This window comes from Cyclobacterium roseum (assembly GCF_010119225.1).
In the GTDB taxonomy this organism is placed as follows: Bacteria; Bacteroidota; Bacteroidia; order Cytophagales; family Cyclobacteriaceae; genus Cyclobacterium; species Cyclobacterium roseum.
In genome coordinates, this window is record NZ_WNKF01000020.1 from 62,922 (window position 1) to 86,465 (window position 23,544).

Annotated in this window: 22 protein-coding genes and 1 pseudogene; 14 read left to right on the forward strand and 9 right to left on the reverse strand. The window is 44.0% G+C overall.

Annotated features, from left to right (window positions below; genetic code table 11):
* Positions 1-89: 89 nt before the first annotated feature.
* Positions 90-944 (forward strand): annotated as a pseudogene (locus GJQ68_RS20450) (RHS repeat domain-containing protein); the annotation flags it as partial.
* A gap of 288 nt (positions 945-1,232) precedes the next feature.
* Here the strand turns inward: GJQ68_RS20450 and GJQ68_RS20455 are convergent.
* Complete coding sequence (locus GJQ68_RS20455) at positions 1,233-1,418, reverse strand: hypothetical protein (RefSeq protein ID WP_162419127.1); 186 nt, start codon at positions 1,416-1,418, stop codon at positions 1,233-1,235.
* A 211-nt stretch (positions 1,419-1,629) separates the two neighbouring features.
* Here GJQ68_RS20455 and GJQ68_RS20460 point away from each other — a divergent pair, with 211 nt between their 5' ends.
* The 4 genes from GJQ68_RS20460 (at position 1,630) to GJQ68_RS20475 (ending at position 3,139) form a co-directional block, all read left to right on the forward strand.
* Entirely contained in the window at positions 1,630-1,851 is a 222-nt protein-coding gene (locus GJQ68_RS20460) for an addiction module protein (protein WP_162340435.1), read from the forward strand.
* On the forward strand, positions 1,848-2,150 hold the full coding sequence (locus GJQ68_RS20465) for a type II toxin-antitoxin system RelE/ParE family toxin (RefSeq protein WP_162419128.1): 303 nt from the start codon (positions 1,848-1,850) through the stop codon (positions 2,148-2,150). The genes GJQ68_RS20460 and GJQ68_RS20465 overlap by 4 nt, the downstream gene beginning before the upstream one ends.
* Positions 2,151-2,606: 456 nt before the next feature.
* Positions 2,607-2,840, forward strand: coding sequence for a hypothetical protein (locus GJQ68_RS20470; protein ID WP_162419129.1), 234 nt, complete (start codon positions 2,607-2,609; stop codon positions 2,838-2,840).
* Between the two features lie 2 nt (positions 2,841-2,842).
* Positions 2,843-3,139 (forward strand): type II toxin-antitoxin system RelE/ParE family toxin, encoded by a 297-nt coding sequence (locus tag GJQ68_RS20475; RefSeq protein ID WP_162419130.1) that lies wholly within the window; start codon positions 2,843-2,845, stop codon positions 3,137-3,139.
* Positions 3,140-3,674: 535 nt separating this feature from the next.
* Here the strand turns inward: GJQ68_RS20475 and GJQ68_RS20480 are convergent.
* From GJQ68_RS20480 to GJQ68_RS20490, 3 genes are all read right to left on the reverse strand, one after another.
* Positions 3,675-3,929: a type II toxin-antitoxin system RelE family toxin gene (locus tag GJQ68_RS20480; RefSeq protein ID WP_162419131.1), complete on the reverse strand. Its 255-nt coding sequence runs from the start codon at positions 3,927-3,929 to the stop codon at positions 3,675-3,677.
* Positions 3,916-4,122: a hypothetical protein gene (locus tag GJQ68_RS20485; RefSeq protein ID WP_162419132.1), complete on the reverse strand. Its 207-nt coding sequence runs from the start codon at positions 4,120-4,122 to the stop codon at positions 3,916-3,918. The genes GJQ68_RS20480 and GJQ68_RS20485 overlap by 14 nt, the downstream gene beginning before the upstream one ends.
* Before the next feature lie 642 nt (positions 4,123-4,764).
* A complete protein-coding gene (locus GJQ68_RS20490) occupies positions 4,765-5,826 on the reverse strand; it encodes a serine hydrolase domain-containing protein (protein WP_235941822.1) in 1,062 nt (353 codons plus the stop codon).
* 297 nt (positions 5,827-6,123) lie between these two features.
* Between GJQ68_RS20490 and GJQ68_RS20495 the strand changes: the two genes are divergently transcribed.
* Positions 6,124-6,891 carry an abortive infection system antitoxin AbiGi family protein gene (locus tag GJQ68_RS20495; RefSeq protein ID WP_162419134.1) on the forward strand — a complete coding sequence of 256 codons (768 nt, stop codon included), beginning with the start codon at positions 6,124-6,126 and terminating at the stop codon, positions 6,889-6,891.
* Positions 6,891-7,445: a hypothetical protein gene (locus GJQ68_RS20500; RefSeq protein WP_162419135.1), complete on the forward strand. Its 555-nt coding sequence runs from the start codon at positions 6,891-6,893 to the stop codon at positions 7,443-7,445. The genes GJQ68_RS20495 and GJQ68_RS20500 overlap by 1 nt, the downstream gene beginning before the upstream one ends.
* Before the next feature lie 268 nt (positions 7,446-7,713).
* On the opposite strand, the gene GJQ68_RS20505 is transcribed toward GJQ68_RS20500, so the two are convergent.
* From GJQ68_RS20505 to GJQ68_RS20515, 3 genes are all read right to left on the reverse strand, one after another.
* On the reverse strand, positions 7,714-8,859 hold the full coding sequence (locus GJQ68_RS20505) for a hypothetical protein (RefSeq protein ID WP_162419136.1): 1,146 nt from the start codon (positions 8,857-8,859) through the stop codon (positions 7,714-7,716).
* A gap of 392 nt (positions 8,860-9,251) precedes the next feature.
* A complete protein-coding gene (locus tag GJQ68_RS20510; RefSeq protein ID WP_235941823.1) occupies positions 9,252-9,650 on the reverse strand; it encodes a helix-hairpin-helix domain-containing protein in 399 nt (132 codons plus the stop codon).
* Between the two features lie 23 nt (positions 9,651-9,673).
* The gene (locus GJQ68_RS20515; RefSeq protein WP_162419137.1) at positions 9,674-9,874 is read right to left on the reverse strand and encodes a PHP domain-containing protein; all 201 of its coding nucleotides are present in this window, start codon (positions 9,872-9,874) and stop codon (positions 9,674-9,676) included.
* 638 nt (positions 9,875-10,512) lie between these two features.
* Here GJQ68_RS20515 and GJQ68_RS20520 point away from each other — a divergent pair.
* Positions 10,513-13,620, forward strand: a complete 3,108-nt coding sequence (locus GJQ68_RS20520; RefSeq protein ID WP_162419138.1) for a SusC/RagA family TonB-linked outer membrane protein — start codon at positions 10,513-10,515, stop codon at positions 13,618-13,620.
* Between the two features lie 17 nt (positions 13,621-13,637).
* The gene (locus GJQ68_RS20525) at positions 13,638-15,173 is read left to right on the forward strand and encodes a RagB/SusD family nutrient uptake outer membrane protein (protein WP_162419139.1); all 1,536 of its coding nucleotides are present in this window, start codon (positions 13,638-13,640) and stop codon (positions 15,171-15,173) included.
* Between the two features lie 129 nt (positions 15,174-15,302).
* On the opposite strand, the gene GJQ68_RS20530 is transcribed toward GJQ68_RS20525, so the two are convergent.
* The gene (locus GJQ68_RS20530) at positions 15,303-16,181 is read right to left on the reverse strand and encodes a ChaN family lipoprotein (protein WP_162419140.1); all 879 of its coding nucleotides are present in this window, start codon (positions 16,179-16,181) and stop codon (positions 15,303-15,305) included.
* A gap of 130 nt (positions 16,182-16,311) precedes the next feature.
* On the opposite strand from GJQ68_RS20530, the gene GJQ68_RS20535 reads away from it, so the two are divergent.
* Positions 16,312-17,163, forward strand: coding sequence for an oxygenase MpaB family protein (locus GJQ68_RS20535; RefSeq protein WP_162419141.1), 852 nt, complete (start codon positions 16,312-16,314; stop codon positions 17,161-17,163).
* A 6-nt stretch (positions 17,164-17,169) separates the two neighbouring features.
* On the opposite strand, the gene GJQ68_RS20540 is transcribed toward GJQ68_RS20535, so the two are convergent.
* Positions 17,170-17,901, reverse strand: a complete 732-nt coding sequence (locus GJQ68_RS20540; protein ID WP_162419142.1) for an SIMPL domain-containing protein — start codon at positions 17,899-17,901, stop codon at positions 17,170-17,172.
* 192 nt (positions 17,902-18,093) lie between these two features.
* On the opposite strand from GJQ68_RS20540, the gene GJQ68_RS20545 reads away from it, so the two are divergent.
* The 4 genes from GJQ68_RS20545 to ccoN all read left to right on the forward strand — a co-directional run bounded on the left by GJQ68_RS20545 (position 18,094) and on the right by ccoN (position 23,541).
* Positions 18,094-18,717, forward strand: a complete 624-nt coding sequence (locus GJQ68_RS20545; RefSeq protein WP_162419143.1) for a hypothetical protein — start codon at positions 18,094-18,096, stop codon at positions 18,715-18,717.
* A gap of 63 nt (positions 18,718-18,780) precedes the next feature.
* Positions 18,781-21,234 carry a heavy metal translocating P-type ATPase gene (locus GJQ68_RS20550; protein WP_162419144.1) on the forward strand — a complete coding sequence of 818 codons (2,454 nt, stop codon included), beginning with the start codon at positions 18,781-18,783 and terminating at the stop codon, positions 21,232-21,234.
* Positions 21,225-21,407, forward strand: a complete 183-nt coding sequence (ccoS, locus tag GJQ68_RS20555; protein WP_162419145.1) for a cbb3-type cytochrome oxidase assembly protein CcoS — start codon at positions 21,225-21,227, stop codon at positions 21,405-21,407. The genes GJQ68_RS20550 and ccoS overlap by 10 nt, the downstream gene beginning before the upstream one ends.
* Position 21,408: 1 nt before the next feature.
* The gene (gene ccoN, locus GJQ68_RS20560) at positions 21,409-23,541 is read left to right on the forward strand and encodes a cytochrome-c oxidase, cbb3-type subunit I (protein ID WP_162419146.1); all 2,133 of its coding nucleotides are present in this window, start codon (positions 21,409-21,411) and stop codon (positions 23,539-23,541) included.
* Positions 23,542-23,544 lie beyond the last annotated feature (3 nt).

Genomic DNA, 23,544 nt, shown 5'->3' on the forward strand with positions numbered 1-23,544 from the left:
TCTAATGGGGCGAAACGTTCTTTAGAAGTTGTGAAAGAGAGTTGAAAACCAACTGAAAATATTGTGCAGGGGCATACCGTTACGGGTTCAATGGCATGGAAGCCGATGACGAGGTAAATGGCCCCGGAAGGAGCTATACGACCGAGTTCAGGCAGTATGATCCTGTCGTAGGAAGATGGTGGGGTGTTGACGCCCTTTCAGGTCAAATGCCACAATGGTCTCCGTATAATTTCGTTTTCAACAATCCCCTCAGAATGATTGATCCCTCCGGTCTTGCACCAGATGATTGGGTAAAGGCCAAGGAGGGTAAGGTTGAGTGGCGTGAAAACGTAAACTCCGTCGAAGATCTGGACCCGCAGTCAGGAGATCAATATTTGGGAAAATCAGGAATAGGTTTGGATGAAACCTCGGGCAACACGCTGTTATACAATTCCGACGGTAGCATCGACCAGGGTGTCAGGTCAATGTCAGCGTTTACCGTAACAGGTGAAGCGACCTCGCACGGCAAGGTAATGAGTAATCCTGTTGTAAAGGGGATGAGGGCGAATAGTAAGCGAATAAGAAGCGAAGCCTTGCCCTTTGCCAAACACATGACTAGAAGTACCATTGATGGTGTAGGTAATACGGGAGCGGGAATATCAGCAGTTGGGACAGTAGTAACTCCTTTTGTACCTCATTTTGGAGTTGGGTTATTAGCAGTTGGTGGCTCGGTTTCTACAATCTCTGGTGTGGCAAGTGCTACTATGAATTTTGCGGAGGGGAATATTAGTGGTGGTTTTGGTGATGTCGGAATGATGGTGGTAGGTAAGTATGGTAGTTCTTTGATAAAAAATCTCAGAAACAGAAGGAGGATAATCAACTGGACGGAACAGGTCGTTCTAGAATCCACCCTCGAATCCTCATTGAATATAGCTGACGGCATAAAGGGAGAATATGCAAGATAGGAAATAAAATGGAGTTATTTTTAGGTTTACTTATGTTGTTTATTGGGCTTTACCTTTACAATAAGCAATTGCGGAAGGATAAAGCAGGTATTTCAATATTTAACATGTATTGGAAGTCCAAGCGAATGGGTTTGGTTTTTGTCCTCATATTAGGAGGATTAGCGATTCTTTTAAGATTACTAGTAATTTGGATAATTTCATTGTAAGCAGAATGTTGATTCAAAATTAATTTTCACAAAAATAGGAAGCTGATTGTTTGGTTGACATCCTAAAAGGTAGAGCAAGTTTCTAAAAGAAAAATCCGGTGGTTCGTCCTTGCTTTTTTGATTTCCAAAGCCGCGACATTTTTCTGGAAGAAGCCTTTGAATTTTCGTTAGTGAACATTTTGTCGTTGCGTTTGAAGACAGCCTGCCGGTCCTCGTCTTCGAGTTGCTGAATTAGCCTGAGTTGTCCGGTCGTGGTTTTGTCCTCCATGAAGACCTTGGATGAGATATTATCGAAGAACCTGAGCGCCTGAATACGGGGCCTATTGAAGCGCTTTGGGGCTTTTTACAGCTTTTTAACGGCAATGGACTTGTTTCGCTAATCTATTGCTACCCTACCAAATCGCCATCAGCATGTATTGGAGAAACTAAAATAAACATAAAAATCGTTAACTTTAGGGATTAAATAAAAAATGATCAGTATGGATACTCAATCAATAAAAGTCGAACTTATCCACTGGCTCACTGAGCTACAGGACCCGAAAATACTGGAACAGTTGCAGGCTTTCAAACACCGGCAGGAGGGAGGGTTAAGCGATGCCCACAAGGGGTTATTGGATGAGCGGATAGCTTCCTATGAAAAGGATCCCGGCAAAGCGTTGGACTGGGATGACGTAATGAAAGAGCTTGAAAAGGATTTATGACCTACCGGATTAAGCTGCTCCCGGAAGCCAGTTTCGACGTCAGGGAAATAATGGAATGGTACGATGAAGAAAAGCCGGGTTTAGGCGATCGGTTTTTTGAATCCTTAAAATCAGGGCTAAATTACATAAAAAAGTATCCATTGCATTGTCAGGTTCGGTATCGGGACGTAAGAAATATATTAGTGGAAAAATTCCCCTACCAGATTCATTACCGGGTAGAAGAACCGGACAGATCAGTCATTGTTTTTGCTGTTACACATACCAGTAGGAACCCAAGGGTCTGGAAAAACAAAAGATAATCCCCGACAGGGTGTAGAATCCGCTACACCCTATTATTCCTACCCTCCTTTAAAATCGTCATCCATCACATGCCGTTTGCAATGGCTTACTAAAGAACCTCTTAGTAAACAAGTGTCCAAAATTTTGAACAGTGTCTGGCTGGGGTTTGAAATAGTGCACATGAAAACCATGCCATTGAACTTTATCGAACCGAAATGATCGAATGGAGCATGTTTTATATTCATGAGAATCCGGTACGAGCAGGAATCGTGGAAAAACCGGAAGCTATTAGGTGTTCAAGTGCAAAGAATGATGCTGAATTGGTAGGTTTGATAGGGGTGGATTGGTGGTGATTTCGTCCATTTTCCAATTACAAATTGGTATTGATAGAAGGGTGTAGTTGCAAACCACATCCAGCGAAGGATTAAAATAAGCCTAAAATTTATTAACTTTATGGGATAATTAAAAACCATCAAATGGATAATTCGGTAAAATACAGGATCATATCGGAAATCATCAATACCAAGGATGAGCGTGTTTTAAACGCCGTCAAATCGCTTTTGAACATTGAGGATGATGGGGATTTTTGGGAAGCGTTAAGTGAGGAAGACCGGGCGGCCATAGATGAGGGCCTTGAGCAGTTGGATAAAGGGCAATACCTGTCCCATGAATCCGTCCGTGAGGAAATCAAAAACCGATTCAACTTTTAGGTTTGGCATTGGCGATCCGCTATTCCCTTCGTGCCAGGCATGAGGAAATTGAATTGTTGGAATACGTAGTTCGGAAGTTCGGACAACAGAAAGCAAAAGAAATATATGTCAATATCGAAAAAACCTTGAGCCTGTTATCGGAATCACCGGAGATGTACCGCGAATCCGATATAAGAAAAGGCCTGAGAAAATGCACTTTCAGTAAACAGACGAGTATTTATTATCGCATCAAAGAAGATCATCTAGAGGTCGTGAGTTTTAGGCCTAATCGGAAGGATCCGAATAAATTTAAAGTATGAATGACCACCGTTCAAGACACTAAAGTCTGCTCCGAAAGGCATTTTGAAGAAACCAAAACGGCCCCGACCGGGTGTAAAATCCGCTACACCCTATTATTCCTAACCTCCTTTAAAATCGTCATCCATCACGTGCCATTTGCAATGGCTTACTAAAAGAATTTCTAGGTAAACAGATGTCCAAAATTTTAAACAGTGTTTGGCTTGGGTTTGAAAAAGTACACATGAAAACCATGCCATTGAACTTTATCGAACTGAAATGATCGAATGGAGCACGTTTTATATCCATGAGAATCAGGTACAGGTAGGAATCGTTGAAAAACCGGAATCTTGTAGGTGTTCAGATGCAAGGAATTATGCTGAATTGGTAGGTTTGATAGCGTTGGATTAGTGGTGATTCCGTCCAATTTCCAATTACAAATTGGTATTTATAGAAGGGTGTAGTTGCAAACTAAACCCAGCGAAGGATATGAGAAAACACAATATCAGATGGTGATTAAAGATAAAATCCAATAAAAGCCCGGACTTTCCGGACTTTTTAATAAATATCCTTTCTATGTCCTAAATCAATCACGTCTATCAAAAGAACGCTATCCTGTATCTCGTAGATGATTCGGTAATCGGCCACACGGATACGGAATCCATCTCTGCCTTTTAGTTTCTTGCATCCTACTGGGCGAGGGTCGCTCCCCAAGTCCAGTATGGCGGTCTTGATATTGGAATAATAGGGTTCCGGTATCCTGGCCAGTTTTTTCTGGGCCCTGCGTTCCAGGCGGACTTTATACACCTTCATTCCTACGGGCTTCTTCAATCTCCTTGAAAGCCTGTTCCGCATCTATATATTCCTGTTTTCCATTTTTTGCGGCATCATAGAGCCTGATGTCTTCGAGTTCTTCCAGACCATCGACCATTTTGTTGTACTCCTTGATGGGAAGAATGACGGCGAGTTTTTTGCCTTGGTCGTCAGTTATAAATTGTGTTCTCATTGCATATAAGCTTTTTGGGCGTTCGTATCCCCGACTATTGTATCAATTAAAAAGTGGTATAGGCTTTAGTCCTTGTTTAAAACAAATTTACGTAAATAAAAGATAGAATAAAATCTCCTTGCTTAGTCAACCGGAATATCCTGCGTAAAGTCATCAAGACCGATACCACTCCCTGTCTTCGAGAAAATTTGCGGTATATGTTCCTCGACAGGGTGTAGAATCCGCTACACCCTATTATTCCTAACCTCCTTTAAAATCGTCATCCATCACATGCCATTTGCGATGGCTCGCTAAAGAACGTCTTCGTAAACAGATGTCCAAAATTTAGAATTTACTGGAATATCATTATAAAATCAAATATAGGGTTGAAAGTGTTATCGTGATAGTCACGGATGTTTTTAGTACCTATCAGCACCCTTCCAAAAAACCGAAAAGGAATAAATAGCATCCCTTCAATCCAAAAATGCATTGCTCAGAACTAGGCTTTTTCATGTGTTTATAATTTGCTTTTCAAAGGCCACATGGAATCTCACATGGTTGATAATCATCCCAGTGTGTGGCGGGTACGTCATGCTCGATTTCATATGTTTATAATTGTCTTTAAACAGCTCGTTCCGTTTTAGAATGTCCTCAAGCAGTTACCTAATCACTGAGTACTTCCCATATGGCATCTAAAAACCGGAAAGGGATCCGGCTTTGATCCGGATTTTCGCCCAGCCGCACCAATACCAGCTTTTCGGAAGGAACCACACACAGGAATTGCCCATCCCTGCCCATGCCACAAACCATATCCGAGGGGCCATTGGGAATAAAACTTCCCGGAAGGGGATTTTGAATCCCGGGAAGCATATAGCTTTCCTGGCCATTCAGCCACCAAAGATAGCCGTAACTTTTGTTCAAAGCTTGAGAGGGAGTGACCATGGCCTGAAGGTAATGCTGGTCGCCGATGATTTCTTGGTTTTCCCATTTTCCTTTGGCCAGTATCATCAGGCCAAAACGGGCCATGGAGCGGGCATCGCTGAAAAAGACCCGGTTATAACCTATTTCCTGCCAAAACCCGGTCATGCCTATCTTTGATCCTATTTTTTGTTGAAAGTAGGTGGCGATATCCGATCCGGTAGCTCCTTTAAGGACCTCGTCTAAAATAGTATAAGGCGCATTGTGATAGGCCCATCGCTGTCCGGGATCAGCCAGATAGCGAAGGTTTTCGGAAGTATAATCATCGGGATTACTTAGCCCCTCGTCCAGCCCGGTAGTCATGCTCAGGTGGTGCCGGATTTGGATCCGGTTTTCTTGTTCCGCCGTCAGGCTACTCCATCCGGGTCCCAGGATTTCGGAGGTGGGCTGGTCCAGGGATAATTTTCCCTCAGCTTGTGCGATGCCCACCAAAGTAGCGGTAAGTGTTTTTCCCGCCGAAGCCCAGTACCAGGCTGAATTTTCCTGGAAGGGTTGATTACCGACCAGCCTGTAGCCAAAGTAGTACTCCAGGGCTATCTTTCCATCCCTAAGAATGATGAAAGCCCTGGTGCCGTTTTGGGCGAGCAATTGCTCCAGCTCCTGTAACTTTTCTTCCTCCAATCCCAAACTGGTAGTTTCCCAATTTCCCGATTGGAGAGGTGGAAAATAAAGGTCAAAAGCGGGAATAGGTGCCGGTGATGGTGCCTCTTGGCAACTACCAAAAGCAATGGCAGAAAAAATGAACAAGAATGGATAATATTTCATATCAAACTCAAACGGGTCCCATAAAAGTAAGGGCTTTTTGTGGAATTGATATCATGTAACAAAGAAAGGGGGTAGGCAAGTCAGCCGAAGAGAGACCAGATATAAAATTCCGCGTGAAAGGTAAGGCAACATAGGTTTGGTAGTGGATGCAGGAGCAAGAGGTAACGAAGCGGACTTGAAGAGATATTATGCCGGAACAAAATTATTCACTATTTAATCTTAAAAAAACCTGTTTTAATACTTATTTTCAGTTTTTAATGTTGCATTGATTGGTTAAATATGATAGCAGGTAGCTTGTTTCATTTTACAAATGATTTAAAAACCCTTCAGATTATTCTTGAAAGCCAGAGGCTGCGTGCATCATATAATATTGAGGATATCAGAGGGTTTTACCCTGATGAGCAATTCCTGGCAATACCAATGGTTTGTTTTTGTGATATTCCGCTTAAAAATGTTTCTGATAACCATACAGAAATATATGGTGTTTTTGGTCTTGGATTCAAAAAAGTTTGGGGAATAAAGAATGGGATAAATCCGATCATGTACAGAACGGAAAACTCCTTTATCGAACAATACATACTAACCCTAACGGGCGAAACCCAATCAATATTTGTTGAGCTTGAAAAATTCAAAAAATCTCAAGAATTAAAATTCGTTTCGGAATTTGAAAATATTAATTTATCAATAAATAACTTAAAATCTTGTGCGCTAAATCTGGCTGGATTTATAAAAATTTATGAAGATTCATTGGCAAAAGGAGTGAATTATTATTTGGAACGTGAGTGGAGATGGGTTCCAGGCCAAACTGAAAAAATATTTTCAGCTTCAAATAGTAAACAAACCAAAATTGACATCAATAAAATTTATCATAAAAATCCAGATTTTTTGAATTTTACCTTGGATGATTTACGTTATGTCATTGTCGAAAAAAAATCCGATATTGTGGCGGCAGTTAGTTTAATCGGGTCTTTTTCCATAAGTGAAATGGAGAAAGGAATGTTAATTCAAAAAATAATTGATATTGAAAGCATAAATCAGGATATGTGATGGAAAAGGATGTGTTTCGTAAAATTGCTCAGTATAGGGATTTAAAAGAAAGTTCAGCCTTTACTCATGTTGTAAGCGAGGGAGATACAAATGAGATAATCCTAAAGAAAGATGAGAACCGGACCCAATTGGAAAACCTTAAATCTGCCATCATGTCTGAGTTGGACAAGAAAGGAATTGACAAAGTGAGAAAGAATTTGGTCCATGCTTTGAATAAATTGTTAGGTGTTTTTGATCGCAGTAATACCGGATTTCCATTAGACAGAAAGCAAGGTATGGGGATCGAAAATTATATTTATGGCAAAGTGTACGGTGTGATTCGAAGTGCTATGAAAAATGGATATTCGTATTATTTTCCCGAATTTTATCAGAGAGTGGAAAGTGATTTTGACTTGTTAGCACTTCATCAATTGCTTCTTAGTTTTAAAAACGAGTTAGAAACTACAAATTTTAAAGATTTTTTTGAATTGGAAGCTTGCGTAGAGACTTATTTATCCAGAATAAAGCAATTATGGGAAAAGGAAAATGAAGCGATGGTAATTCACAGGCATTAAAAAAAATAGTTATCGTTAATTTTGGCAACTGCGAGGGTTGGAGACCATACCGTCAGGATACAATTAGTAGCTCATTGCCTGTTTTTCGCGGTAAATTAATTAAAAGCCAGAGAGTCCAAACCATCCAGCTAAGCGTTTTGGCGAGAGGCCTTGGACGATAGGGAGGTCTTCCCTGGCCAAAACTGGTGGGACTGCGTGATTTTTTAACCCGGGGCTATTTACCGCGAGGTTTTTGTATGAATGAACCTAACTCTTTCCATAATGCGTATTACTGTGTGACCAGTTCTACCTGATAGAAGGTGAAAAATTCAGGTTCCTGATCCAAAATCTCAACGTTTTGTCGTGCCCACAAACGATTTTTTTCATCCACATGGGTAAGGCTGAAAAGTGGCGGGCAGTAGCCTACTTTACTGTATTCCCCTTCCGCTTCTCTTACCAGAAATTTCAAGGGATTCAACCTTGCGTTAATTTCGTTCCATACCTCCCGGGGCGTTCCCTGTGCAGGCTTATCTTCAAGAGGCAGACCAGACTGGTAGAGGATCAAATCTTTTTTATTGATGTTAAAATAACCTCTTATCGAACCTTCGGTAGGTTTTGGTGTATCATAATCTTCCCTTCCCCCAAGAGGGTATCCGGGATTGAGAATAAACTTATCAAAGGGAATGCCTTCGATGGACAACTCATTCCCCTGTCGGCTCAGATCATAGGTATGAAACAAAGTGTCTGTGGCAAAAACAAATTGGATCAGGTCTTCATTTACCTGAAACACCGGCCGAATAAAATTAAAAGCCTCCCCCTGAAAGTACCTGCTTTTGGGATGCAGGGGCGTAATGGGTCTGAAGCCTCCGGTATCAAGGCTAACAAGGTCAAAGGTATTGAAATGGGTATAAAAGGCCTCCTGATTGGTAGCAGCGGGATGTTGGGGACCACCCGTAAAAGCAACCAAACAGATTTCGTCGTTTACCTCGGCCTTCTGTAGATGGTCATATCCAGAGTAAAGCATTCCTTTGCCCGCATAAGGTTTTTGATGGCTCTTGATAAAATTAAAATCAAGGTCATAAATCACCAGTTTTTGTGGCCCCATGACCACGATACTGTCTCCGACAAAAGTAGCGGCACAAGCGGTATTGCCAAAGGAAACGGGAGCATCAGCTGGTTGGTCAAAGGTGGAAAGGACTTCCCCACTTTGATCCGTAAGGACCAGTTTTTTTTGCCGAAATTCAGAGAAAAGAAATAAATCCCTGCTGGAATGAATCGCATAAAGTTGCAGGCTCCCCAGAAAATCCACCTGTACCGAATCCACTATTTCCAACGTGTAGGAAGTGCTTGACACTCTATCTGTGGTGGCGGGACCGCAGGAAAAGAGGTGAATGACCAAACACAGTTGTAGCAAAATTGCAGTAATGTTTTTCATACCAACGTTTTTTGACTAGCAAATTAATGAAAATTTGGGAAATGCCAATTTTAATTGAAACGATATGTCTTTAGTGGATGGACGTATCAAGGACAGGTGGAAGATGGCTGCGTTCTGGTTAGGTGTTGGAGATTAGACTCGTCATAAACGGGCTAAATCTTAGCGTCCATATCAACCGGGTATGGGTTTTGGCGGCAGGCCTTGGACGATACGGCGGTCTTACCCGGCCAAAACTGGCGGGGCTGCGTGATTTTTTAACCCGGCGTTGAAACCCCAGGCTATTAAATCTGCCTCCGTTCTTGGTCAATCATCCGCATTCCAATACGCCATCCGCTCGCAACTACTGACTTCCACACTATAGAAGCCGAATTCCTCGGTTACCCTTCCCTTGATCAGGTAGATGCCCCGGCCTTTGAAGGGTTTTTTTTGCGGTGCAGGATAAAATGCGCCTCCCAGAGTGTCTCCTGCTTGCTTTTGCCTGTAAAGCGAAAGCAGCCGATCCGCACCAGGATCAGCAATTGCTCCAGGCTGATGTCCACGCGGGAGACAAAGTCCACCAGGCTGGTAAACCTTCCTCCCTGCTGTCTTTCTTGCAGGATTTGGGCGACGGTTTCTTTTTGGAGAAATTTCATATGCACAAAGCCCAGGTAGACGGTTTTGCCCAGGATGCGGGTCAGGTTTTCGCTTTCATTGATGTGCGGAGCTTGTACATCGGCTCCATTCATCCGGAGTTCGTGAATGTAAAACTCGGTATGATAAAAGCCCCCGAAATTATTGATGACCCCCACCATAAATTCCAGGGGGTAATGCGCCTTTAGATGCGGAAGTCAGTGCCGACCACCGGGTGAATCCCATTTTTTTGGGCTTCCCGGATAAATGGAAATATTCCGGAAACGCTATTGATGTCCGTCAGGGCCAGCGCATCCAGTTTGTGCTTTTTAGCTTCCGCTACCAATGCTTCCACGGAAAGCGTGCCGTACTTGAAACTATAGCGACTGTGGCAATTGAGGTACATTTTGTTTATTTAATTAACATTTTTAGGTTAATAATATAAACATTAAAATGGAATTTTAGGGATTGGAAAGCTATTTTTTTGGTAAGGGTAATATTGGGTGATCTGCTATCGGTAGATTTAAAACGGACCAATTGACAATAAAAGGACAACAGAAATCCATGTTTGGAAAGACCTGATGTTTTAAAATTAATATACAGGATAGCCCTTTAATAGGTAATAAAAATATTTTTTTAAATCAATAAAGTATTATTTTTAGTATTTTATATTTGAAATAACAAAATAATATTACCATTTAAGTAGGTTATTTTTTAATGTGCGATAAAATAAATATTTAATTCTGTTTTATAGTTTAAGTTCATTATAAAAGGTTATATTAATGGTTATAATATTTGTTAAATTTTATTTACATTAATCGAACAGAATAAAGTAAATTCTGATCAAACCTATACAGCTGGGATTTATTAAGGACCAACAGCTTCATTTTTCCCAGTGCCACTTTTAATGTTCCGGGCAAATGATGAGGACTTTCGATAGAAAGATCTGCGGCTATTTTCTTTGGGTCTTTTTAGTATTCTTCAGCTTTGTGGAGCGTTAGTTAGTATTTCAAAAATTAACATCAACCTAAACCCACAAAAATCATGAAAACAACTGTATTCAGGCAATTAGATTTGCGGTTAAAAATGCTGTCATTGCTGCTACTTCACTTATTATTTATTGGATGCACATGGGCCCATGGGGCGATCCCACCGGGAATAGGCGCAAACATGGATATTGCTGTATCAGGTACCGTTACAGACGAAAATGAGGTTCCCCTCCCGGGGGTTACCGTAACCGTTCTGGGCACCAATAGGGGTACTGTTACCAATCTGGATGGTAAGTATTCCATAACGGTTCCGGACAATGCTGAGCTGGTATTTTCTTTCATTGGTTTTACTTCCCAAACCATACAGGTAGGCAACCAAAGTACCATTGATGTGGTATTGGCAGAAGACCTGGCCTCCCTGGACGAAGTGGTAGTGGTGGGCTATGGTACCCAGAAAAAAGCCAATATGACCGGGTCAGTAGCTACGGTGGGGGCAGATGAAATCATCAAGCGACCTTTGACCAATGTGGCCGGGCTCCTGCAGGGAAAAGTAGCCGGTTTGCAGGTTTCTTCCCATTCCGGAAAACCTGGAAGCGAAAATAATTCCCTAAGAATTAGAGGTTTAGGTACATTCAGCTCTGCCGGTAGTGAGCCGTTGGTTCTTATCAATGGTATCGCCGGTGACATGACCAATTTAGATCCCAATGATGTAGAATCAGTCTCTGTTCTGAAAGATGCAGCATCAAGTGCCATATATGGCGCCAGAGCTGCCAATGGAGTCATTCTGATTACCACCAAGAGAGGCACTGAAGGTGCGCTCAGCATCGATATCCACAGCAATGTGCAGGTGCATCAGCCTACCCGGTTGCCCAGGTTGCTGAGCAATTCTGCCGATTACATGATGTATTGGAATCAGGGAAGGCAAAGAGCCGGAGGTCAGGCACCCTATTTCAGTCAGGAGGAGATTGATGCCTTCAGAAACAATCCGAACGATCCCATCAATTATCCCAACTTTGATTGGATAGATCATTCTTTCAATACGGCGGTTGCCAACATGCAATCGGTTCGAGTGAGTGGTGGCACAGAAAAAACAACGGTTGGATTATCTCTGGGCTATTTTGATCAACCTGGATTGACCAGTCTTTATGAATTCAAAAAATACAATGCAAGGTTAACGGTGGATTCCAAAATCAATGATTGGATCACGGTAGGCGGCGACATTCAACTGGTCAACAAGGATATTCAACGCAGCAATTGGGATAATGGAAACGTTGATTACCAGATCCTGGCCATCTATGGGGCGGGTCCCAATTATACACCTACCATGACCCTGCCTGATGGGTCTACCGGATACGTGGCCAGGTACAGCTCCAATATTGGAGAATGGACGGTAAGGAATCCGGATGCTCAGGATGCCAGTGGCATCCAAACCGATATCAACTACAATGTATTGCCCCAATTCTATGTGGAGATCAAGCCCACCGAGCACCTGACCTGGTATACCAAAGGAGCTGTATCTTACGACAACCGCGCGCTGAAAAACCATGAAACGCCGGTGGATAATTATTTTTTCAAGGATGGCTCCTATGCCCACAATAACTCCACCTGGCAATTGGGAGTCAGGGAAACCTGGAATACCGGAATGTGGACTACTTTTTATTCCACATTGAATTACAGGCGCTTGTTTAATGAAACCCATAATGTCAATATTTTAGCCGGATACAACCAGGAATACAGTTTGAATAGGCAGTTGAGAGGGTCCCGGGTCCATTTTCCAACCAATGAACTGAAAGAACTGGATGGTGGTGCTCCGCTGGACCAAACTACCGGAGGATATTTGCAGGAATGGGCCATCATGTCCTTGTTTGGACGCGCCATGTACGATTATAAGGAGAAATACCTGGTAGAGGCCAATATCCGTTACGATGGAACCTCCAGGATTTCTCCGGATAACCGTTGGGGAGTATTTCCTTCTGTCTCTGCGGGATGGAGGGTCTCCCAAGAACAATTTTTGCAACTAAATTCTTGGATAGATGAGTTTAAAATCAGGGGATCCTGGGGGCAATTGGGCAACCAGAATGTTGGCTTATATCCTTTTCAGGAAGTTTTGACCACGACTTCTTATCCATTTAATACGGCCCATCCCGGGGCGTATGTTAACCGCCTGGTAGATCCCAATTTGAGATGGGAAACCACCACCATGGCTGACATTGGGTTCGATCTTTCCTTAAAAGAGGGCTTGATCAGTGTTACCTTCGATTGGTTTGATAAGGTAACGGATGATATCCTGTACAATGTGCCTATTCCGGCCAGTGTGGGACTTTCCCCGCCCACTGTGAATTATGGCAAGATGAGAAACACCGGCATCGAGCTGGAATTGGGATCCATGAAACGATTTGGGGAATTTGGCTATAATGTCAGCGTCAATTTCTCCACCTTCAGAAATGAAGTATTGCGGATCCTTTCCCCGGTTTATGGCAATTTCACCATTCAGGAAGGATTGCCTTTTAATTCTCATTTCATGGTGGAGTGGGATGGTATTTTCCAAAATGAAGAAGAAATTGCCAACAGCCCCGAGCACCAATTCAATCCCAAGCCTGGTGATTTGAAATTTGTAGACCAAAATGGAGATGGAGTAATCAATGCGGATGACCGGGTAGTCATGGACGGTGCTTACCCGAGGTTTCATTACGGGAGTACCATCAATCTTTCCTGGAGGAATTTTGATTTAAATGCATTTTTTCAGGGTTTGGAAGGCTACAAGCAGAGTACCCAGGGATTATCCTGGGGATTGGTGCCTTATATCCAGGGTTCACCCCCTCCGGTGGATTTTATCGAAAATATGTGGACAGGTGAGGGCTCGACCAATGCACACCCAGCGATGTATATTTCGGGTTATGCTCCTGTGACAGGTACACGTAATTCTTACTGGTTATTAGATGCTTCCTATTTAAGGTTGAAAAATCTGGCTATTGGCTATAATTTACCAGCTCGTTTGAATGAAAAATTAGGGTTGAAATTTTCCCGGGTTTACATGTCAGGGGATAATTTGTTTACCATCACCGACTGGCCGGGTTCAGATCCTGAAAGAGCCAATACCAATTGGTTTCAGGCCTATCCACAGATCACCAGTTACACATTAGGCCTTAAAGTTTCTCTTTAATCAAAATAGCAATAACCATGAAGAACTATATAAATTTTCTGATAGTCAATCATTTTCTGATAGGCCTGGTCGTTTTGTTTTCTGTTTCATGTACAGATTTTCTTGAAAGGAATCCTACCACGCAAATATCAGGCCCTACCTTTTGGAATTCCCAGAAGGATGCCGATCTGGCCCTGGCAGGAGTATATTCCAGACTCAATACCAATACCTTTAACCATGAAGGGGTCTATTCCCTTGCCATCATGGCTGGGGATGCGAATGAAGGTGGGCAGAGTCTTGGAGCTGCCTCGACGGGCACTTTTGCCATGGGGATAATGGAAGCGGTTTCAGGAGGCTTGCTGGCCAATGTTTACAACCATTGTTATCAGGGGATAGCTACCTGTAATTATTTTTTGGAGAATATTGACCGGGTAGACATGCCTGAAGAAAGGACCACCCGATATAAGGGAGAAGTACTCTTTTTACGTGCTTTCTTCTATTTTACCCTGGCAGACTTTTACGGAGGAGTGCCCCTTTATACCTCCCCGGTATCCGCTGATGATGCCAAGGTGGCTCAAAGTTCCCGGGATCAGGTGATCGATCAGGTTTTGGCTGATTTAGATGTAGCGATTGCGAGTCTTCCCAATACAGATTACAGTTCCAGTGGACACGCCGTAAGAGGTTCTGCACTGGCCCTGAAGAGTCGGGTACACCTATTTGAATCCGACTGGGCTGCTGCGGCACAAGCCGCTTCTCAGGTAATGTCAGACGGGCAGTTTAGCCTTTTTGAAGAAGATTGGGCAAACATGTTCCTGGCGGAAGGGCAGAATGACAACCCTGAGATCATGTTTTCTACCAAATACCTAAATCCCGATAATTTCAGCAATCAGGATATCAGAATTCTCTGGCATGGCATATGGAATCCAAGACCAGAATTGAGAGATGCCTTTGAATGCATCGATGGTTTATCCATTGCTGAATCGCCCTTGTATGACCCCGATAACTGGAAAGAAAACAGGGATCCCCGGCTAGGTAAGACGATGCGGGATTTTAATGATCCGGCTGTTAAAGCCTCAGGTGAAGTAGTGGAATTTGCGTATAATGGGGTTTCCATGACCGGCCTGATGCCAGCCAAAGGGGGAAATGTAGAAACCCTGCCGATTGATTATTCCACCAAAAGTGAGCAGGATTGGGTATTGATCCGGTACGCAGAGGTTCTGCTAAATTTTGCGGAGGCCACGAATGAATTGAACGGCCCTACGCAGGCCGTTTATGATGCGGTAAACGCCGTTAGAACCCGCCCGGGGGTGGATATGCCAGCTCTTCCCGAAGGCTTGAGCCAGGATGAAATGCGGGATAAAATCTGGAACGAAAGAAGGGTGGAATTTGCCTTTGAGGGCATGCGGTACAGGGATATCAAAAGGTGGAGATATGCTGAAGAATACATACCAACCCTCGTTGAACCGGGATCTGGTATAAGAAGGGAATTTGATCCTGCCAAACATTATTTGTTTCCCTTTCCACAATCCGAAATTGACATCAACCCTAACCTGGAACAGAATCCGGGTTATTGATAAAAGCATAAAAATAAAACATGAAGGCCTGTGGCTTTCATGTTTTATTGCTTTTTTTGAGTATTAATGGATCATAAAATAGCGGAACCTCTATGCCATCCATTCCACCCTTTCACCTCGGTTTTCCGGTCAGAAACTTTTTGGGCTACTTGAATCGGTAAGAATGATAATATCTGCGAGTTTTTCATAAGCTGACCAATCTGGATCAGCAAAGTCTTCCGCAGGAAAGCAGGATAGGGTAAGCAGGCGAAGTTTTTTCTTTCTGCTGCTGAGCTCGGAAACCGTTCCCAATCCCCCATCGCTGTGAAATCTTCCGGTTAGGTGCAGAATAATACTGTTTCTATTTTTTTTCCACGCCTTTAGGATACTTTCCGCCATGGTGGCATCCCGGAGAAGTTGCGCATGAAAAACGGAGGGACCCATGTGATGTCCATGGCCTCCCATGGCGGCATCGAATTTTTTGCGGTAGGGGTCGTTTTCTCCAGGAGGCTCAAATATACTGAAGTAGGAACTGGCTTTCTTTTCCAGGAGTTTAAGGGTTCCAATTCCTTTTCTACTAACCATGCTAGCGTACCGGGCAGGGACATTTGCCGCAATCACCTGTTGGTTGTTTTTTTTAGCCAGGTTCACCAAAGGGGCGTAATCTGCGTAGTTATTCCAGGCTTTGCCTTCTTTGATCAGGCTGGATTCACTGATCAGCCCTGCCAGGTACTCGTTAAGGACCAGCTGCACGTCCCGCTCAAACATTTCCATGGAGAGAATCACCTTCCGGCGGGTTGTAAGTAAGTCCTCGTAAAGCTGCCGCTGAAGGGCATGTGCCAGGCTATCGTTGTGTTCTTCACCAAAGAGGATTACGTCTGCCTGGTCAGAAAGGCTAATGATGTCCGAAAGCTCCAACGTCTGTTCGGTTGGGCTGTGGTATATTTTATAACCGGGTTTTTGGTAATCCTGTGCCCAGGTGGGAAAAATGACTCCCATCAGGACCAGCGTTTGAATCAATTTATACATATTCGGAAGTTTTAGTGGGAAATAAGGAATTTTTTTTCCCGTAATCAAATTGCCTTTACAATTTACCGATTATCGGCTTTCATGCCTGAAATAAAGCAGCTAACTTGCTTTCCTGTTACTTGCGTCAAAGATGAATTTCAAATCGTACACGAAGGAAATTGCCGGTCTTGATCCGAAACGGGATTACGAACGAATCGCTTACCTGCTGACCTTTCATTGTTTTCCCTGGGACATGGAAAAAGCATTGGAGTTTGCACTTTTCAGGACGTTTGCTGTGCCTTCCGTATCGCGGTTATTGGTAGCCACCGGGGAATTTGTAAACCGGACTCGTAAGCGCTACGATGACACCGAATTGATCCTGTATGAAATTCTTGAAAATGGGATGGACAGCGAGCGAGGCAAGGCCGCAATCGCACGCATGAACGACATGCACGGGCGGTTCAAAATTTCCAATGAGGATTACTTGTACGTACTGTCTACCTTTATTTTTGAGCCCATTCGCTGGATGGATAGGTGGGGCTGGCGGCCCTTTACCGCTTTGGAAAAAAGAGCCATACTAATCAATTATCAGGAGTTGGCCAAAAGGATGGGCATCAAACAGGTACCCGATTCGCTACCATCCTTTGAAGCCTTTAACCTGGAATATGAGCATTCCCATTTTTCCTTTCATCAGGCAAACAGAAAAATAGGTGACAAAACTCTGGATTTGCTAATTGGCTTTTATTTGCCGGAGAGACTGATCCCTTTGGGCAGGCCCCTGGCCTATTGTCTGATGGATGATCCCCTAAGAATGGCGATGGGATTGCCCAATCCACCAAAACCCATGTCGCTGATGGTAGCTAAATTTATGCGGCTAAAGGCGTTTTTGCAGGCTTCAGTACCGGAGCGAAAGAAGCCTGCCCTGGGAACAAAAAGAAAGCGTGCCACTTATCCCGAAGGGTACCGGATCGAAGAATTGGGAACCTTCAATCTCCGAAAATAGGTAGATTTACTTAATTTGGTAGTCCAGTTTCATGGTGATGGAAGCCGTTTTTGCTTTTGAGGAAGTATTGAAAGTGCCTCCCCAGGAGTAATCTTCTCCGGAATTTTGCCCGGTTATCTGAAATATTCCCATATTGGCGGTAATCAGCTTGCCGAGATTTGCTCCTGAATTTTCAGCGATCGTTTCTGCCCGGAGTCGGGCATCTTCGGTGGCCTTAGATATGAGTTCTATTTTCAAGTCGGCTAGCTGGGTGAAATAATAGCGGGGTGCCTGGGAGTAAAACTGGATTTCTTTATTGAGTAATTCTGTGATTTCACGAGCTATTTTCTCTACTTTTTCCACTTCTTTCGATTCAATGCTGATGTTTTGACTCAGGATATATCCGAGAAATGTATCGCCCATGAACCGGCCTTCTTCATTGTAATCAGCCCGCGTATTTCGGCGGGATTGCACAGCATTAAAGACAATTTCCTCTTGGGCGATTCCTTTGGAAGTAAGGTATTCCATTACCACCGTTCTGTCCTTTTCCAGGCCCGTGTAGGCTTCTCCGAGAGAATACGCTTGTTTTTCAAAATGCCCATCCCAAACGATCAGGTCCGAAATAAAGTCAGTTTCTCCGAGACCAGTGACGGAAATTTTGGATTGGGCAAGGCTTCTTTTCCAAAAGGCATTGCCTAAAATAATGGCTGAACTAACAATAGCCAGGGCAAAAATGACGGCAGTAAGGTGCTGTTTCATCGAAATAAATTTGTTGCTGCTAATTTCGTAATTATTGAATACATTACTCCGATAGGCTGGAAATAAAATTTATCCCCTCTTTTCAGAAAAAGCCCTTTTGGGTAAAACATGACATTAATCATGTTCGGGCCTTCCCAATATCACTATCTCCAGTCTCCACTGCTGCTAGCTTTGTAAAAAAAAGATTGGCTTATGCAGCGCAAATTGGATGTACATTTTGCCTTTCCCGATGACCTGGTTACTGCCCATTATCGGGTTCCCTCACCGAAAGGTTTTACGACTGCGATAGGGAATGAAAATCAGCGGCTGTTGGAAAGCGGACCGGCGCAACTCTACACGGCCCGCTTGCCAAAGGTGCTGGATTGGCTGCATGGATTGGATTACCCCAAGGCCATGGAAAGTGAACCCTGTGAGGTCCCGGTGTTGCTGTACGACCGGGAGCTATCTTTCGAACGATTACTTTTTCATTACGACGGCACACCGGCTTCGGCTAAGATTATCAAGCAATTTCTGGAATTGTTTTCAGAAAATATTTCAAACAGCAAGGCTACCATAATCTCTCCGGCATTTATACCCAAATCGAAATTAAAGGAGGAGCATGAGATCATTCAAGAGGTGCGGAATCGTACGGCAGAAACCTCGTTTATAAAATTTAATTTTAACAGAATCGGGGATTTCTGGTCCTATGCAGTTAAACATCAGTGTACGTTACTCGTCACGACCAAAAATAATCAGGCCGATCTGGCCAAAGTACTTTTTCATTTTTACAAGGGAGGCATGTGGTACGAGCGACTTTCTTTTTATTTGGCTTTATAAATCAGTATATTTAATGACTTTCGTCATACTTTTGACTTTTCAGCTGATGTAACTTGCTGCCAAATGGAAAAGACTTCGACCCGCTTTCATGATGAAACCCGCACCACCTGCTTCCATTGTGGGGAACTTTGTGACGAGGAAATTATTCTCCACGATGACAAAGGTTTTTGCTGCACCGGCTGTAAAACGGTTTACGAAGTGTTGAATGAAAATGATCTTTGCGACTACTACGATATCTCTGAAACCCCAGGAAGTAATCGGAAAAAGGAAAATAGCCGCTTTAACCGCTTCGACTACCTGGATGATCCGGAAGTTTTAGAAAATCTGGTCGATTTTAAGGATGATAAAAATATCCACATTACCTTTTATGTGCCCCTGATCCATTGTGCTTCCTGCATTTGGCTATTGGAAAACCTGCACCGGTTGCACGACGGCATTTTTTATTCAAGGGTAGATTTTATCAATAAAAAAGTACAGGTTAAATTTTCAAGAGAAAAAATCAGCTTAAAGCATCTGGTATCCCTGATGGCGGGCATTGGTTACGAACCGCAGATCCACTTGTCGGACATGGTTCATCCAAAAAAGCCAGCTGTAGATAGGAAATTGGTCTACAAATTGGCTGTGGCGGGCTTTTGTTTTGGCAACATGATGTTTTTCAGTTTGCCGGAATATTTTTCAGAGGCGGAATTACTTGGGGATGGTTTCAGGGAGTTGTTTCATTACCTGAACGTCCTGTTGGCATTGCCCGTGGTTTTTTATTCGGCGACGGACTATTTTAGAAACGCCTGGATGTCATTGAAAAACAGGTCGGTGAGTATGGAAGTACCCATTGCGATCGGCATAGCCACATTGTTTTTGTATAGCCTGTATGAAATTTTCGTGATGGGTCGGGAGGGATACCTGGATACGATGGGGGGGCTGTTGTTTTTCCTACTTGTAGGTAAATGGTACCAACAAAAAACCTTTGATACCTTATCCTTTGACAGGGATTATACTTCTTATTTTCCCATTGCGGTGAGCCGGATGGTGAAAGACCGGGAAGAAGTGATCCCATTGACGAAAGTTCAGGTCGGAGATAGAATCAGTGTGAGAAATGAGGAGTTGGTACCTGCTGATAGTGTATTGCTGGATGAAGCGGCATTGATAGATTATAGTTTTGTGACTGGCGAGGAGGTCCCGGTACGGGTTCAAAAAGGAGCGTTGGTCTATGCAGGAGGAAGGTTGAAAGGCTCGTCCGTGCAATTACTGGTTCAGAAATCACCCTCTCAGGGCTATCTTACCGACTTATGGAATCAGGAAACCTTTAACAAGGAAAATCGGGAAGATTCCCTTGCCTCCCTCGCTACCCTCATAAGTGGTAAATTCACCCTTACCGTGCTGTTGATTGCCTTTGGAGCGCTGGTTTATTGGAGTTTTTATGATTTGCCCATGGGAGTCCGTGCGTTTACAGCTGTTTTGATTATCACTTGTCCCTGCGCCCTGGCCATGTCCACGCCCTTTACTTTGGGTAATGTGATGCGGATTTTTGGAAAACGAGGATTTTTTCTAAAAAACTCCCAGGTTATAGAAAAGCTGGCCATGGTGGATACCCTGGTATTTGACAAAACGGGTACGCTTACTTCGCCTTCCAAAGCGCAGATACATTACGAAGGCGAAGCACTCTCGGAGGAAACCCTTTCGGTTTTGAAAGCACTGGTAAATCACTCCATTCATCCCTTGAGTAACCGGATAAATCGCTGGTTGGGAGATATACCAGCTGCCAAGCTGGAGCGAGTGGAGGAAGTTCCAGGCAAAGGACTAAAGGCCATTTACAAATCGCAGGACGTGTTTTTGGGAGCAGCGTCCATTTCCGGGATGAATGACAAGACCGGTTTCAAGAGTAAGGGGAATAAAGTGCATCTACTTTTAGAAGGAGTCCATTTGGGTACTTTCTATATTGAGAGTGGTATGCGGGAAGGCATGGCGGAAATGATACAAGCACTGGGTAAATCTCATTCCCTCCACCTGCTCTCAGGAGATCAGGATCATGAAAGGGCGCACCTGGAGGAAAAATTTGGTCCCGGAATGCACATGCATTTTCAGCAAAGTCCAAAAGATAAATTGAATCAAATTCAATGGCTTCGGGAAGAGGGAAAGCAGGTACTGATGGTCGGCGATGGACTAAATGATTCAGGGGCATTGAAAGCAGGGCAGGTGGGCATTGCGGTTACGGAAAACATATCTCATTTTAGTCCGGCAAGTGATGCCCTCTTGGATGGGGAAAAACTACGCTATTTACCCGCCTATCTTGAATTTGCGCGGCTGGGAAGGAGAATCATCAAAAGCAGTTTTGGACTCAGTTTTGCGTATAATGCCCTCGGCGTTTTCTTTGCGGTTCAAGGGTTGATAAGTCCAGTCTTTTGCGCTATTTTAATGCCTGCAAGTAGTATTTCAGTTGTTTTGTTTACGACCTTGGCTACGAATTATTTTGCCCGTCAAAAGGGCATGAACGAAAAACCCACATCAGTATGGAAGTGATATTTGTATTAATTGGAGTGAGCCTGGTCTTGGCCGGTGGTTTTTTAGTGCTTTTTTTCAAAGCGGTAAAAAGCGGGCAATACGATGATCAGCACACACCGGCTATGAGAATACTATTTGATCAAAAAACTAAAAACAAAACAAAAAATAAAACACCTAAAAAAACGAAGTGATATGTCAGGACCATTACTTGAACAGTTTAGTTACGATAATAAGATCGTAAAATACTTTGGTGCCGCCACCATTATCTGGGGGATAGCCGGTATGCTGATCGGGGTGATTGCTGCGACGCAGCTTTTTCTACCCGAGGCCAACATGGGCAATCCGTATACTACTTTTGGCAGGTTACGACCGTTACATACCAACGCCGTAATTTTTGCCTTTGTGGGCAATGCCATTTTTGCCGGGGTTTATTACTCCATGCCCCGCTTGCTGAAAGCGCCTATGTGGAACAAAACGCTAAGTTGGTTTCACTTCTGGGGCTGGCAGATCATCATCCTTTCTGCTGTCATCACCCTTCCTTTGGGTTTGACTTCCTCTAAAGAATATGCAGAGTTGGAATGGCCCATTGACATTGCCATTGCTATTGTGTGGGTGGCTTTTGGAGCGAATATGATCGGCACGCTAATCAAGCGTAGGGAAAAGCACATGTACGTGGCTATTTGGTTTTACCTGGCTTCCTTTGTGACCGTGGCGGTGCTCCACATATTTAATTCCCTTGCCTTGCCGGTATCGCTTTTTAAGAGTTATTCAGCTTATGCTGGCGTTCAGGATGCGCTGGTACAATGGTGGTATGGACACAATGCGGTGGCCTTCTTTCTCACCACGCCATTTCTGGGCCTGATGTATTATTACCTGCCCAAGGCCGCAAACCGGCCGGTATATTCGTACAAGCTTTCCATTATCCACTTCTGGTCCCTGATCTTTATCTACATCTGGGCAGGACCGCATCATTTGTTGTACACCGCGCTGCCGGAATGGGCTCAGGTCCTGGGCGTTGCTTTTTCAATCATGCTGATTGCTCCCTCCTGGGGAGGCATGGTGAATGGCCTGCTGACACTTCGCGGGGCCTGGGACAAGGTAAGGGTAGACCCGGTACTGAAATTTATGGTAGTAGCGGTTACTGCCTATGGCATGGCTACCTTTGAGGGTCCCTTACTCTCCTTGAAAAACGTTAATGCCATCGCCCACTACACCGATTGGATCGTGGCACACGTTCACATCGGCGGTTTGGGATGGAATGGCTTCCTGACCTTTTCCATGCTCTATTGGTTGTGGCCAAAAATGTGGAGAACCAATTTGTATTCTGTAAAATTGGCCAATACCCACTTCTGGTTGGGTACCTTGGGTATTCTTTTCTATGCCCTGCCCATGTACGTAGCAGCGCTTACCCAGAGTTTGATGTGGAAGGAATTCGGAGATGCGGGAAGGTTGGCCTATCCCAACTTTTTGGAAACGGTCATTCAGATCGTTCCCATGTACATGCTGCGGGCATTCGGTGGCCTTTTATACCTGTCAGGAGCCATTATCATGGTTTATAATCTGGTGAAAACGGCTGCCGTCGGATCCTTCCTCGAAGAAGAAGCCGATGAAGCCCCAGCGCTGGCCAAGCATGTGTCTACCAAGGGCGAATTTTGGCACCGGGCATGGGAACGAAAACCCGTATTCTTCACCATTCTGGCCACGGTAGCCATTTTGATTGGCGGTGTTGTCGAAATTATTCCTACCATTTTGATAAAATCCAACGTGCCCACCATTAGCAGCGTGGAACCTTATACGCCGTTGGAATTGCAGGGTCGAGATCTTTACATTTCCAATGGATGTGTCGGATGCCATTCTCAAATGATTCGGCCATTCCGATCCGAGACGGAACGCTACGGCGAATACTCCAAAGCAGGCGAATACGTTTACGACAGGCCATTCTTGTGGGGATCTAAACGTACTGGACCGGATTTGCACCGGGTAGGAGGCAAATATCCCGATAGCTGGCATTACCACCATATGGTAGATCCCCGGACCATGTCGCCGGGGTCGCTGATGCCTCCCTATCCCTGGATGACGACCAATTTGATGGATCACAGTAATATAGGCGCAAAGATCCGGACCATGCAAAAACTAGGGGTTCCCTATCCCGAGGGATATGATGAAGCAGCCATCAATGATTTGAACGCTCAGGCAGAATCCATTGTGGCAGGGCTGAAAGAATCTGGCGTAGAAGTCCTGCCTGAATCCGAGATAGTTGCGTTGATTGCCTACCTTCAACGACTAGGTACCGATATCAGTAAAACCACCAGTTCCAACCCATAAAAC

What these genes read in the sequence shown, in the direction of transcription:
- GJQ68_RS20510 (WP_235941823.1), bottom strand. Translation starts at nt 9,650, where the DNA reads ATGGTGGGGGTCATCAATAATTTCGGGGGCTTTTATCATACCGAGTTT.
- GJQ68_RS20520 (WP_162419138.1), top strand. Translation starts at nt 10,513, where the DNA reads ATGAAAACAACTGTATTCAGGCAATTAGATTTGCGGTTAAAAATGCTG.
- GJQ68_RS20495 (WP_162419134.1), top strand. Translation starts at nt 6,124, where the DNA reads ATGATAGCAGGTAGCTTGTTTCATTTTACAAATGATTTAAAAACCCTT.
- ccoS (WP_162419145.1), top strand. Translation starts at nt 21,225, where the DNA reads ATGGAAGTGATATTTGTATTAATTGGAGTGAGCCTGGTCTTGGCCGGT.
- GJQ68_RS20530 (WP_162419140.1), bottom strand. Translation starts at nt 16,181, where the DNA reads ATGTATAAATTGATTCAAACGCTGGTCCTGATGGGAGTCATTTTTCCC.
- GJQ68_RS20550 (WP_162419144.1), top strand. Translation starts at nt 18,781, where the DNA reads ATGGAAAAGACTTCGACCCGCTTTCATGATGAAACCCGCACCACCTGC.
- GJQ68_RS20485 (WP_162419132.1), bottom strand. Translation starts at nt 4,122, where the DNA reads ATGAGAACACAATTTATAACTGACGACCAAGGCAAAAAACTCGCCGTC.
- GJQ68_RS20465 (WP_162419128.1), top strand. Translation starts at nt 1,848, where the DNA reads ATGACCTACCGGATTAAGCTGCTCCCGGAAGCCAGTTTCGACGTCAGG.
- GJQ68_RS20460 (WP_162340435.1), top strand. Translation starts at nt 1,630, where the DNA reads ATGGATACTCAATCAATAAAAGTCGAACTTATCCACTGGCTCACTGAG.
- GJQ68_RS20455 (WP_162419127.1), bottom strand. Translation starts at nt 1,418, where the DNA reads ATGGAGGACAAAACCACGACCGGACAACTCAGGCTAATTCAGCAACTC.
- GJQ68_RS20480 (WP_162419131.1), bottom strand. Translation starts at nt 3,929, where the DNA reads ATGAAGGTGTATAAAGTCCGCCTGGAACGCAGGGCCCAGAAAAAACTG.
- GJQ68_RS20545 (WP_162419143.1), top strand. Translation starts at nt 18,094, where the DNA reads ATGCAGCGCAAATTGGATGTACATTTTGCCTTTCCCGATGACCTGGTT.
- GJQ68_RS20525 (WP_162419139.1), top strand. Translation starts at nt 13,638, where the DNA reads ATGAAGAACTATATAAATTTTCTGATAGTCAATCATTTTCTGATAGGC.
- ccoN (WP_162419146.1), top strand. Translation starts at nt 21,409, where the DNA reads ATGTCAGGACCATTACTTGAACAGTTTAGTTACGATAATAAGATCGTA.
- GJQ68_RS20535 (WP_162419141.1), top strand. Translation starts at nt 16,312, where the DNA reads ATGAATTTCAAATCGTACACGAAGGAAATTGCCGGTCTTGATCCGAAA.
- GJQ68_RS20515 (WP_162419137.1), bottom strand. Translation starts at nt 9,874, where the DNA reads ATGTACCTCAATTGCCACAGTCGCTATAGTTTCAAGTACGGCACGCTT.
- GJQ68_RS20470 (WP_162419129.1), top strand. Translation starts at nt 2,607, where the DNA reads ATGGATAATTCGGTAAAATACAGGATCATATCGGAAATCATCAATACC.
- GJQ68_RS20505 (WP_162419136.1), bottom strand. Translation starts at nt 8,859, where the DNA reads ATGAAAAACATTACTGCAATTTTGCTACAACTGTGTTTGGTCATTCAC.
- GJQ68_RS20500 (WP_162419135.1), top strand. Translation starts at nt 6,891, where the DNA reads ATGGAAAAGGATGTGTTTCGTAAAATTGCTCAGTATAGGGATTTAAAA.
- GJQ68_RS20540 (WP_162419142.1), bottom strand. Translation starts at nt 17,901, where the DNA reads ATGAAACAGCACCTTACTGCCGTCATTTTTGCCCTGGCTATTGTTAGT.